This window comes from Pseudomonas graminis, assembly GCF_004364335.1.
In the GTDB taxonomy this organism is placed as follows: Bacteria; Pseudomonadota; Gammaproteobacteria; order Pseudomonadales; family Pseudomonadaceae; genus Aquipseudomonas; species Aquipseudomonas graminis_D.
The window spans coordinates 74,402-86,318 of record NZ_SOCR01000002.1 but is presented as its reverse complement, the minus strand read 5'-3'; the positions used below and the strand labels follow the sequence as shown (position 1 = coordinate 86,318).

General features: G+C 61.2%; 10 protein-coding genes and 1 tRNA gene. 9 read left to right on the top strand and 2 right to left on the bottom strand.

The genetic code is table 11. The features are described 5' to 3' along the window. Positions 1–62 precede the first annotated feature (62 nt). From ycaC to EC919_RS02810, 3 genes are all read left to right on the top strand, one after another. A complete protein-coding gene (ycaC, locus tag EC919_RS02820; protein ID WP_133771027.1) occupies positions 63–686 on the top strand; it encodes an isochorismate family cysteine hydrolase YcaC in 624 nt (207 codons plus the stop codon). A gap of 153 nt (positions 687–839) precedes the next feature. Then, positions 840–1,247: an SRPBCC family protein gene (locus EC919_RS02815; RefSeq protein WP_133771025.1), complete on the top strand. Its 408-nt coding sequence runs from the start codon at positions 840–842 to the stop codon at positions 1,245–1,247. Between the two features lie 428 nt (positions 1,248–1,675). Beyond that, positions 1,676–2,362, top strand: a complete 687-nt coding sequence (locus tag EC919_RS02810; RefSeq protein WP_133771023.1) for a RibD family protein — start codon at positions 1,676–1,678, stop codon at positions 2,360–2,362. A gap of 122 nt (positions 2,363–2,484) precedes the next feature. On the opposite strand, the gene EC919_RS02805 is transcribed toward EC919_RS02810, so the two are convergent. Together EC919_RS02805 and EC919_RS02800 are read right to left on the bottom strand one after the other, a co-directional pair. Further along, positions 2,485–2,560, bottom strand: a tRNA-Asn gene (locus EC919_RS02805). A gap of 1,328 nt (positions 2,561–3,888) precedes the next feature. Next, positions 3,889–5,967 carry a TonB-dependent siderophore receptor gene (locus EC919_RS02800; protein WP_432213786.1) on the bottom strand — a complete coding sequence of 693 codons (2,079 nt, stop codon included), beginning with the start codon at positions 5,965–5,967 and terminating at the stop codon, positions 3,889–3,891. Positions 5,968–6,375: 408 nt separating this feature from the next. Between EC919_RS02800 and EC919_RS02795 the strand changes: the two genes are divergently transcribed. The 6 genes from EC919_RS02795 (at position 6,376) to EC919_RS02770 (ending at position 11,804) form a co-directional block, all read left to right on the top strand. Continuing rightward, positions 6,376–6,780 (top strand): antitoxin Xre-like helix-turn-helix domain-containing protein, encoded by a 405-nt coding sequence (locus EC919_RS02795; protein ID WP_133771021.1) that lies wholly within the window; start codon positions 6,376–6,378, stop codon positions 6,778–6,780. Beyond that, positions 6,774–7,466 (top strand): RES family NAD+ phosphorylase, encoded by a 693-nt coding sequence (locus EC919_RS02790; RefSeq protein WP_133771018.1) that lies wholly within the window; start codon positions 6,774–6,776, stop codon positions 7,464–7,466. The genes EC919_RS02795 and EC919_RS02790 overlap by 7 nt, the downstream gene beginning before the upstream one ends. An 85-nt stretch (positions 7,467–7,551) precedes the next feature. Next, complete coding sequence (locus tag EC919_RS02785) at positions 7,552–7,983, top strand: DNA methylase (RefSeq protein WP_133771016.1); 432 nt, start codon at positions 7,552–7,554, stop codon at positions 7,981–7,983. Further along, positions 7,980–8,741 carry a DUF72 domain-containing protein gene (locus EC919_RS02780; RefSeq protein ID WP_243842196.1) on the top strand — a complete coding sequence of 254 codons (762 nt, stop codon included), beginning with the start codon at positions 7,980–7,982 and terminating at the stop codon, positions 8,739–8,741. The genes EC919_RS02785 and EC919_RS02780 overlap by 4 nt, the downstream gene beginning before the upstream one ends. A 169-nt stretch (positions 8,742–8,910) precedes the next feature. After that, complete coding sequence (locus tag EC919_RS02775) at positions 8,911–10,035, top strand: GGDEF domain-containing protein (protein WP_133771014.1); 1,125 nt, start codon at positions 8,911–8,913, stop codon at positions 10,033–10,035. 143 nt (positions 10,036–10,178) lie between these two features. Further along, complete coding sequence (locus EC919_RS02770) at positions 10,179–11,804, top strand: NADP-dependent glyceraldehyde-3-phosphate dehydrogenase (protein ID WP_133771012.1); 1,626 nt, start codon at positions 10,179–10,181, stop codon at positions 11,802–11,804. Positions 11,805–11,917: the final 113 nt, after the last annotated feature.

Sequence of the window (11,917 nt, the reverse complement as noted above, 5' to 3'; positions counted from 1 at the left end):
TCTCCGTCAGCGTGATGCGCTGGCCCTTGTACTCATCCGTCACCCACTCAATGGAGTCAATCATGACCGTTCCCTACAAGCGTCTGAACAAAGATGATGCCGTCGTTCTGCTGGTCGATCACCAGACCGGCCTGATCTCACTGGTGCAGGATTTCACGCCGAACGAGTTCAAGAACAATGTGCTGGCCCTGGCCGACTGCGCCAAGTTCTTCAAGCTGCCGACCATCCTCACCACCAGTTTCGAAACCGGCCCGAACGGCCCGCGGGTGCCCGAGCTCAAGGCGATGTTCCCGGACGCGCCGTACGTCGCCCGTCCAGGCCAGATCAACGCCTGGGACAATGAAGACTTCGTTAAAGCGATCAAGGCCACCGGCCGCAAGCAGATCATCATCGCCGGCGTCGTGACTGACGTCTGCGTGGCATTCCCGACCCTGTGTGCGCTGGAAGAAGGCTTCGACGTGTTCGTGGTCACCGATGCGTCGGGCACGTTCAACGACGTGGTGCAAAAAGCCGCGTGGGCGCGCATGACCGCCGCCGGCGCGCAGTTGATGAACTGGTTCTCGGTGGCCTGCGAGCTGCAGGGCGACTGGCGCAATGACATGGAAGGCCTGGCGAACCTGCTGTCCCAGCGCATTCCGAACTACCGTAACCTGATGAACAGCTACTCGGCCTTCACCGCCAAGTAACCCTCTCGGCGCCGCCTTTTGCGGCGCGCACCCTCCCGAAGCAGCGGTAACCGTGACAAAATTGCTCGCGGTTACCCCTTATTAGAGAGGCGCGGCCCGGCCACGCCATCCAGCGCTGGCTGATCGGTCGCTGCCCCGTTTCTGGAGAACATCATGGCTCAAGCATCTGCATCCATTCATATTCCGGTCTCGGCCGACAAGGTCTGGGCGCTGACCGGCGGCTTCCTGTCATTGAACGACTGGCTGCCCTTCATCAAGAAAAGCGAGGCACAGGAAGGCGGGCGCGTCCGTCACTTGATCACCGACGACGGCGCTGAAATCACCGAGCGTCTGCAGACCTACGACAATAATGCGCGCACTTACAGCTATTCCATCGACAAGGGACCGTTTCCAATCAAGGACTATCTGGCGACGTTCAAAGTCAAAGAGGACGGCGCCGACAGCACCTGGGTGGAATGGTCAGGCGTTTTCACCGCCGACGGTGTTTCCGATGGGGAAGTCGAGGAATTGTTCAAGGGGATTTACGAGGGGGGGCTTGGGGCGCTGCAGGCGAATTTCTAAGCAGGTAAAAATAGGTCGCTGAACAGTTAAGCCGCCGATAATCGCGGGACCGCCAGGCCATTGTGGCCTGGCATTTCGGTGCCTTGCTCGAATCGTTGTCGCGTCAGCCTGTCAGGCCTTAGTGATGCTCGGACACCGTGGCGGCATTGATCAGGTCGTACAGGGCGAACGCGCGGTTGACCAGGAAAACGGTAACAGCGGTGAGGGCGAGGGCATTGATGATATGCAGGGTCATGGTCGTGAGTCCGTGTCGGGTCTGGGATGACGCGATGTTACGCGAGCCCTGCCGAAGCTGAAGACAATAGGCTTCATGGTCTACATCACCGGCAATGATGGGCGCTGGGTGGGAAGGGCAAAACAGGTCACGGGGTGAACTATTTCCGCGCGATCCGGGTCGGCTTTACACACTTATCAGCCTGGAGCCTGCCATGCAGCCTTATGTCATTTGCCACATGATGTCTTCCCTCGACGGCCACGCCCTCACTGACGGCTGGGATCGAGCGTTCAAGAAGGACGCCGGCGATCTGTACGAAAAGCTCGCCCAGACGTTCGCGTTCCACGCCTGGATCTGTGGGCGCGTAACCATGCAGGAAATCGCCCACGACGAGGGCTATCCAAAGGGTCTGGCCACTGGCCCGATCGAGCGCAGCCATTACTTCGCCGATCGCAACGCCAAGGCTTACGCCGTGTCCATCGACCCTCAGGGCAAGGTGGGCTGGAAGAACAATCAGGCGCTGGATTCCCACGTGGTCGAAGTGGTGACCGAAGGCGTGTCGGATGACTATCTGGCGTACCTGCAGTCCATTCAGGTGTCTTACATTTTCGCCGGGAAAACCGAGATCGATCTGCAGCAGGTTGTGCAGATCCTGTCGAGCGAGCTGGGCTGCAAGCGTTTGATCGTCGAGGGCGGCCCCCATGTCAGCGGCTCGTTCGTCAACGCCGGGCTGGTCGACGAAGTCAGTGTGCTGATCCTGCCGCTGATCGATGGGCGAGGCGAGCACCCGGCGTCGTTCGAGGTATCGACCGAGGCCTGGAAACAACCGGCGCATTTGAAATTGACATCGGCAGAGGTTCAGGACGGCGGTGCGGTCTGGCTGCGCTACACCACAGCCTGATTCAGGGACGGAGCGGGGCTGATGCAGTCCCGCTTCATGCTTCACCCAAGGAGCGCCTGTGGGAAAGCGATCGGAAACGAAAAAGGCCAGCTAAGTGCTGGCCTTTTTCGTTTACTTCTGTCTGGCTCCACGACCTGGACTCGAACCAGGGACCCAGTGATTAACAGTCACTTGCTCTACCAACTGAGCTATCGCGGAATGCGCGCTATCTTACTGATTGGAAAAGGGAAGTCAAGCGAGCGCGTTAAAAAAGTTCTCATACCGGTGCCTGGCCTCGCCGGCCCCCACCCGGTGCAGAAGACGCTATCGCGCCCGACGCCGATGAGTGTAGGAGCGCGCTTGCCCGCGAAGACGGTGTGTCAGTTGACGGCGATGTTGGATGTGACGACGCTTTCGCGGGCAAGCGCGCTCCTACAGGGGCGGTGCTGGCGGCACTATTTATCACTGCCGCCAGCACCGGACAACGGCGCGGATGAAAATCAGCGTCTTCGGCCAAGGTTTTGGGCAAACGACAGGTTCCCGCCCGACGCCAATCAGTGCAGGAGCGCGCTTGCCCGCGAAGGCGGTGTGTCAGTTGGCAGCGATGTTGGATGTGACGATGCCTTCGCGGGCAAGCGCGCTCCTACAGGGTCCGGTTCTAGTCGCACTATTTATCACTGCCGCCAGTACGGGACAACGGCGCGGATGAAAATCAGCGTCTTCGGCCAAGGTTTTGGGCAAACGACAGGTTCCCGCCCGACGCCGATGAGTGTAGGAGCGCGCTTGCCCGCGAAGGCGGTGTGTCAGTTGACGGCGATGTTGGATGTGACGACGCCTTCGCGGGCAAGCGCGCTCCTACAGGGGTCGGTATTAGTCGCACTCTTCATCATGCCGCCAGCACCGGACAACGGCGCGGATGAAAATCAGCGTCTTCGGCCAAGGTTTTGGGCAAACGACAGGTTCCCGCCCGACGCCGACGAGTGTAGGAGCGCGCTTGCCCGCGAAGGGGGTGTGTCAGTTGACGGCGATGTTGGATGTGACGATGCCTTCGCGGGCAAGCGCGCTCCTACAGGGGCGGTGCTGGCGGCACTATTTATCACTGCCGCCAGCACCGGACAACGGCGCGGATGAAAATCAGCGTCTTCGGCCAAGGTTTGGGGCAAACGACAGGTTCTCGCCCGACGCCGACGAGTGTAGGAGCGCGCTTGCCCGCGAAGGCGGTGTGTCAGTTGACGGCGATGTTGGATGTGACGACGCCTTCGCGGGCAAGCGCGCTCCTACAGGGGCGGTGCTGGCGGCACTATTTATCACTGCCGCCAGTACGGGACAACGGCGCGGATGAATCAGCGTCTTCGGCCAAGGTTTTGGGCAAACGACAGGTTCCCGCCCGACGCCGTTCAGTGTAGGAGCGCGCTTGCCCGCGAAGGCGGTGTGTCAGTTGAAGGGGATGTTGGATGTGACGACGCTTTCGCGGGCAAGCGCGCTCCTGCAGGGGGCGGTGCTGGTCGCCTATTCATCATTGCGGCCAGCACGGAAACCGGCGCGGATCAATACCGCCAGGTCAACGATGCCGTCAGGTTGCGCGGGGCGCCGTAGTTGCTGGCGGTGCCGCTGTACAGCGAGGTCAGGTATTTGCGGTCGGTAACGTTATTGAAGTTCAGCGCCGTGCTCCAGTTGCTGTCGATGTCGTAGCTGGTCATCAGGTCGACCAGCGCGTAGGCGTTCTGGCGGATGACGCTGTAGGTGTCGTTCTGAATCCCGCTCTGCCAGCTGACCCGGGTGCCGATCCTGGCTTGGGGCAGGCCGGGCAGCCGGTAGCTGGCCATGCCACGAAAGGCGTGGGTCGGCACATAACGGCGGGCTTTGTCGCCATCGTCGTTTTCGATGTGCACGTAGGTGTAACCCGCCAGCAGGTCGAGTCCGGGCAGGGCCTCGCCCGACGCTTCCAGTTCGATGCCGTGACTTTTGTAATCATCAGTGAAATAGCGGAACTGCGAGCCCACTTCAATGAAGTCCGCCGACTGGACGTTGCTCTGCCTGGTCTTGAACACCGCGGCGGTCAGGTTCAGGCGATCGTCCATGACGCTGCCTTTGATGCCGGCTTCCAGGCTTTTGCCTTCCAGCGGCGCGAGCACTTTGCCGTCGACGCCGACCGTGCCGTACTGCGGATTGAAAATCTGCGTCCAGCTGGTGTACACGCTCCACTGCGGGGTCAGGTCATACACCAGACCGGTGTAGGGCGTGACTTTGCCGTGTTCACGTTGCGAGTGATCGGTGCCATAGCTCTCGCCCGTGCCGTCGACGCTGAGCATGCGCGCACCGGCGATCCAGTGCAGGTCGTCCGCCAGGCTAAAGCGCGCGCCGGCGAACAGACTCTTCTGCCGGTCCTCAAAGTTCTGCGTGTTGGTGGCGTCACTGGTGTAGTCAAACTGCGGCGAAGGGGTATTGCCGGCGAGAATGCCGGCGAACGAGGTGTCGTAGTAGGTGCCCCCGCCAGCGTCGTATTCCCGGGCTTTCTGGTGCGTGCGGCCGTAGGCGGCGCCGAAGGTCAGCTCGTGCTCGCGGCCGAACAGGCTGAACGGCCCGGAGACTTTTGCTTCGCCCAGCAACTGGTGCGCTTTGCTGGAGGTATCAGCGGCGAACACCGACGCGTCGTCATCGGTGACGCTCGAGACGTACAGCATGTTGGTGTCCTGGTACTCGGTAATCCCGGTACCGGTAACCGTGGCATTCCAGCCGTTGCCGAAGTCATGCTTCCATTCGGCGAACGCCCGCTGGGTGTGCATGTTCCAGTAGGTCCACGGCTGGCCGACGTTGGACGAGCGGCTGCTGTAATGGATCGGCTTGTTGTTGATATCGACCAGCGGCAGGTTGCCCCAGGTGCTGCCGTTGGAATCGCTGTTGTGCTGGGTGAAACCCACGGTCAGGGTGTCAGCGTCGGACAGGTCGAACGCCAGCAGGCCGGCGGCGACGTTCTTCTCGTGGCTGTAGCGGTCCATCCACGAATTGCCCTTGTCGTGGGCATAGATAAAGCGGCCGCGCACGTTGCCTGTGTCGGTCAATGGCCCTGACACGTCGACGTCGATGCGCCGGTTGTCCCACGAGCCCACGCTGGTGTCGATCTGCGCCTGGAAATCCCGGGTGGGTCGCTTGCGGATGAAGTTGACCGTGGCCGATGGATTGCCCGTGCCGCTCATCAAACCGTTGGCGCCGTGGAGCACGTCGATCTGCTCGAACTCGGCCATGTCCAGGTCACCGATCATGATCGTCTGGGCGAAAGGCATGCCCATGCCGTCGTATTCGAAGCTGCCGATGTCGAAGCCGCGGGAGGTGAACTCCGTGCGATCGCTTTCGCTTTGCTCGACGGTTACCGACGGCGCCGAGCGCAGGGCGTCCTTGACCCCGTTCATTTTGAAATCGTTCATCTGCGCGCGGGTGATGGTGGTGATCGCTTGGGGCGTCTGCTTGTTGGTCAGCCCCAGCTTGGTGGTGCTCGACGACGGTTTGCCCTGATAACCCACGCTTTGCCCGTCATCCTGTGCAGCGGTCTCCTGGATCTGCATCGCCGGCAGCGTGACGTCGTCTGCTGCATGGGCGGCAGACATGGCGGTGACGACACCGGCCATAAGAAAGGAGGCGGGGAGGCGAGGGATCACAATGGAAATTCCTGAAAGCGCGGAGGGGAGCGCGATTCTGAATCAAGATGCGAATCATTACCAGATGTGACTAAGATGAATTTTCACATTTTTTTCACGTTCCTGAAGGCTCTGGATCGCGGCTTGTGGGTCGTATATTTCAGTGGGCTGGATATCACCCCGACCGTAGGACCGGCTTTAGCCGGGAAAACGTCAGGTGGCACACTGCAGATGTGAGGATGCTGGCGCAGGCCTCTTCCCGGCTGAAGCCGGTCCTACTGAGAGAAGGTGGCGCGCCCACAATTACACCTGATGAAACTTGACATTGCGTCCATAGATTCAAATGAATTAAGGTTGCGTCTATAGACAAAGCATTTGTTGTGATCAAGAGGTAATCCCATGACCATCGCCATTCCAGCGCGGCAACTTTCGAAGTCCGAGTGCGTGGTCGGTTTGCGGGCGGCGTTGCGGGTGCTGGACAAATGGAAGGCCAACAGCGAGCAGGCCTGTCAGATTCTGCGCATCTCCCGAAGCACTTATACCCGCGCCCGCCAGGACGACGCACAATGGTCGGTGGCGCTGGATCAGGACCAGATGCAGCGGGTCAGCTTCGTGCTGAACATCCACGCCGCCCTGCGAACCCTGTTTGATAATCCCGAAAATGCCTACGGTTTCCCGTCGATGGAAAACCACAACGAATTCTTCAACGGCAGAAAGCCCCTGGACGTCATGGCCCAGGGCGACATGATCTCGCTGTACGAAACCTTCCGCCGCATCGACACCCTCCGGGGCGCCCAATGGTGACGCCGGACGCGCTTTCCACACTCGCCGGCGAGACGCAGCAGGCCTTTCGCCTGGTCAATTCGAAATTCCCGCCCATCGAGCTGTTCAGCGATGTCGCCGATGCCGCCGAGTTCGAGACGCTGTACCGCATCCAGGCGCTGACCAACCCGCGCCTGCAGAATGAAATCGGCCGGATCGAGCTGATTCCCCTGGCCGAAATCCCGTTCGGCATTCCCGGGTGTTCCTACGCCGTCGCGCCGTTCACCCATGTCAATCCAGCGGGCTCGCGCTTCAGCAGCGGCGAGTTCGGCGTGCTGTACCTGGCCGATACGGTCGACACGGCCATCGCCGAGGTGCGCCATCATCAGCAGCTCTATTGGGCGCGGGTCGCGGCGCTGAAGTATGAGCGCTTCGTGTTCCGCTGCCTGAGTTGCAACTTCAGCGAAGAGGGCAGCGTTGACGCCACTGCCATTCCGCTCTCCGATCCTGTTTATGCGCCTGACGACTACGCCCAATCCCATGTGCTGGGCAAGGCCGCGAAGCAAGCCGGGATTCCCGGACTGCGCTACCACTCGGTGCGCTCGCCGGGCAATCGCTGCTGGGCACTGCTGACCCCGCGCCACGTCGCCTCCATTGTGCAAAGCGCCCACTACGAAATGATCTGGAGCGGCGAGGTCATCGGGATCAATCAGATATCCAACGCCTAGGGTTATCGATCTCGGTCCTGAGCAAAATATCGAACTCATCCACTGCCCCGGAAGTCACTCGATCAGTGGAGATCGAGGAGCGTTCATGGGCAAGAACATCACAGCGCAGGAACTGGGCATCGACGTTGTGCGGGGCGGCGAAGATGCCCTGTTCAAATGGCTGCTGGCCAGTTTTCTCATGGGCAAGCGGATTCGGGCGCAGGCGGCGGTACAGACCTATCACGTCATTGTCGACAGGCACGGATGCGACACGCCCGGCAAACTGGCGGCGTACACCCACCGGGAACGGGTGAGGATGCTGGGCGAGGGCGGTTACGCGCGGTACGACGAGTCCACCGCCGTGCGCCTGCTGGCATTGGCGCACAAGCTGATGGATGAATATGGCGGCACGGTCAGTGCGATGGTCACCGCCAGCGCCGACCGTCGCGAATTCGAAAGGCGCCTGCAGGCGTTCGACGGCATCGGGCCGAAGACCGCAGAGATCTTCATGGGCGAAGCCGGGAAGGTGCTGTTTTGAACGATGCGGTTTTGGACGGCGCTCTTTCGAAAAAGCCTGGCAGAATCTTCGTGGGCTGTGCCGGCTGGAGTCTGGCCCGCGAGCATGCGCCAGCGTTTCCGGGGGACGGCACCCACTTGGAACGTTACGCCCGGCAATTCAATACGGCGGAAATCAACAGCTCGTTCTACCGCCCCCATCGTCCGCAAACCTACGCCCGCTGGGCCGACTCGGTGCCGGCGGACTTTCGCTTTTCGGTGAAAATTCCCAAGCTTATTTCCCACGAACAACGCTTGCAGGACAGCGACCAGGCGCTGGACGAATTCCTCGGGCAATGCGGTGAGCTGGGCGAACGGCTGGGCTGCCTGTTGTTGCAATTGCCGCCGTCGCTGGCGTTCGAGCCACGGGCAGCGGAGGTGTTTTTCACCCGGCTGCGCCAGCGCTTTGCGGGGCAGGTGGTCATTGAACCGCGCCATGGAAGCTGGGTGCAGGGCGAGCCGATGCTCACGCACTACCGCGTCGCCCAGGCTGGCGTCGATCCGTCCAGGCTGAGCAATGACAGCCAGCCATCAGGCTGGCCGGGGTTAAGTTACCGGCGACTGCACGGCGCGCCGCGCATTTATTACAGCGCCTATGAGGAGGATTATCTGATCCGTCTGGCCGCCGAGCTGAAGGCTGAATCGCAAAGCGGCGCGCCGACGTGGTGTATTTTTGACAACACTGCCAGCGGCGCCGCTACCGGGAATGCGCTGAGGCTGATCGAGCTATTGGGTCAGTAACCACGACGCTCGTCCGGAACGCCCGTTTCAGAGGGGTTGAAGGGGTGTCCGGCAACGATCTGTGACGCTGCTTTTCGTTAGGTGTAAGTTAATTGGCGCGCGAGTTGTTAAGCGTCATAGCACGATGCCACAATCGGCCCATTTCCAGTGCCAGGGTCGGGCGAATTCGATGTACCTCCATGATTCTCAACCGGCGCGCGAGGCCCTGATACAGGCCCAAGTGCGCAACGATCGTTTGCAGTTGCTTTTCCGTCAGAGTTTTTTCTCTGTGTTCGGCAGCGCGCTGGCGGCCGCGATGCTCTCGTGGATCTGCTGGGAGCGCCTGGAACATTCGCTGATTCTCGGGTGGCTGGGGCTGCTGGGTGCCTCGACCACCTTGCGCCTGATCATGTTAATCACCTATTTTCGGGTGCCGGAAACCGCGCGGACCCCCGAGCGCTGGGAAACCACTTACTGGGCCACGCTGGTGTTGTCGGCCGGCATCTGGGGCAGCGGCGCGCTGGCGCTGATGCAGGCCGGGGATCTGCTGATCCAGACGCTGGTGCTGCTGTTTGCCGTGGGTATGTCGGTGAGTGCGGTGTCCTGTTATTCGGCGTACCGCTCGATGACCCTGGTGTCGATTGCGCTGGTGTTGATGCCGTGCTCGATCTGGCTGCTGTTGCAGCCCCACACCGCGCAACAGGGGATGGCGGTTGCGTCGCTCATCTTTGCCGGATTCGTGGTCAGCGCGACGCGCAAATTGTGCCAGGCCATGGAACGGGCTTTTCGCCTGAGCCGCGAAATGGAACATGCCCATCGCATCGCCGCCCATGCCGCGCAGACAGACGAGCTGACCGGACTGCAAAACCGCCGTGCCTTCTTCCATCGGGCCGAAGGCGTGTACGAAACCTGTAAGCAGGCCCATCTTCCGCTCTGCGCGCTGATGCTGGACATCGACCATTTCAAACGCATCAACGATTGCCACGGTCATCAGGCCGGTGACGAGGTCTTGCGGCAGATCGGCAGTGTCATCCGTCAATCCGTGCGCGACGCAGATGTCAGCGGCCGCCTGGGCGGGGAGGAATTCGCGCTGCTGTTGGCCAACACGCCGATCGAGGTGGCCCGGGTCATTGCCGAGAGACTGCGCTCGGCCATCGCCGACATCACCTGCCAGCACCAGGAAGGTGTGACCGCGAGCCTGGGCGTCGCAGCGTTGAACCACCTCGATCAGGACTTGCATGGGCTGCTGGCCCTCGCAGACAAGGCGCTGTTCCGGGCCAAGGCATCGGGGCGCAACCAGACGGCGGTGGGGTAGGCGGGCTTCTGGCGTGGGGACGCCATGCATGATGCATGTCACCCGGATGTGACAGGTGTCTCGACGCTTTTCATTCGGCGGCGGCTGTGGCGTAGTGTGTCCAGCCTGTTTGGCACGATGACCGACTGGAAGAGGTAAATGAGATGACCCTGCAAAACCGCCTGGACAACCTGTACCCGCGCGCCGACGAGATCCCTGAGCCGTTTCGCGCAGGCCCCGCCATCGAGCAGCGTGATTACCTGGTCAACGGCGAACTGCATCAGTGGCACGGGCCATTGGCGCCGGTGTTGAGCCCGGTTTCGCTGAAGACCGATGCGGGCCTGGAGTCCGTGGTGCTGGGCAGCACGCCATTGATGGACGCCGACACCGCGATGACTGCGCTGGACGCCGCCGTCAACGCCTACGACCGGGGCCAGGGCGCCTGGCCGACCATGCGCGTCGCCGACCGCATTCATCACGTCGAGACCTTTCTCAAGTTGATGCGCGAGCAGCGTGATGCAGTGGTCACGCTGCTGATGTGGGAGATCGGCAAGAACCTCAAGGACTCGCAGAAAGAGTTCGACCGCACCTGCGATTACATCGTCGACACGATCAATGCCCTCAAGGAACTCGACCGCCGCTCCAGCCGCTTCGAACTGGAACAGGACACCCTCGGCCAGATTCGCCGCGTCCCATTGGGCGTGACCCTGTGCATGGGCCCTTACAACTATCCGCTGAACGAGACCTTCACCACGCTGATTCCGGCCCTGATCATGGGCAACACCGTGGTGTTCAAGCCTGCCAAGTTCGGCGTGCTGCTGATCCGCCCGTTGCTCGAAGCGTTCCGCGACAGCTTCCCGGCCGGGGTCATCAACGTGATCTACGGCAGCGGCCGCGAGACCGTCAGCGCGCTGATGGCCAGTGGCAAGATCGACGTGTTTGCCTTCATCGGCACCAACAAGGCCGCCAGCGCTCTGAAAAAGCTCCACCCCAAGCCGCACCGTCTGCGCGCCGCGCTGGGCCTGGACGCGAAGAACCCGGGCATTGTGCTGCCGGATGTGAATCTGGACAACGCGGTGACGGAAGCCATTACCGGCTCGCTGTCGTTCAACGGCCAGCGTTGCACGGCGTTGAAGATCCTCTTCGTGCACGAAAACGTGGTCGGCAGTTTTCTCGAGAAGTTCGAGGAAAAACTCGCCCAGCTCAAGCCTGGCATGCCGTGGGAGCCGGGCGTCTCACTGACGCCGCTGCCTGAACCTGGCAAGACCGACTACCTGCAGGGTCTGGTGGACGACGCTGTAAGCAAAGGCGCCAAGGTGGTCAACGAAGGCGGCGGCACGACCCACGGGCAGTTCTTCTACCCGGCGGTGCTGTACCCGGTCACGCCGGACATGCGCGTCTATCACGAAGAACAGTTCGGGCCTGTGGTGCCGGTGGTCGCGTACCGCGATCTGGAGACGGTGATCGAGTACGTGCTGGATTCGGACTTCGGCCAGCAGTTGAGCATCTTCGGCAACGACTCCAAGCAGATCGGGCGTCTGGTCGATGCGTTCGCCAATCAGGTGGGGCGCATCAACATCAACGCCCAGTGCCAGCGTGGCCCTGACAGCTTCCCGTTCAACGGTCGCAAGAATTCGGCCGAGGGCACCCTGTCGGTGCACGACGCACTGCGCGTGTTCTCGATCCGCACGCTGGTGGCAACCAAGTTCCAGGACAGCAACAAGGCGCTGATCAGCGACATCATTCATAACCGTGAGTCGACGTTCCTGACCACCGACTACATCTTCTGATTCATTCGCTCGAAATAGCCGCAGGCGTGTTGCACAGCTGATGCTGTTCAACCGCTTGCGGTTTTTTTATATCTGTACTTTAAAATCCCCCGCCACTGCATTGCGCCAAGTTT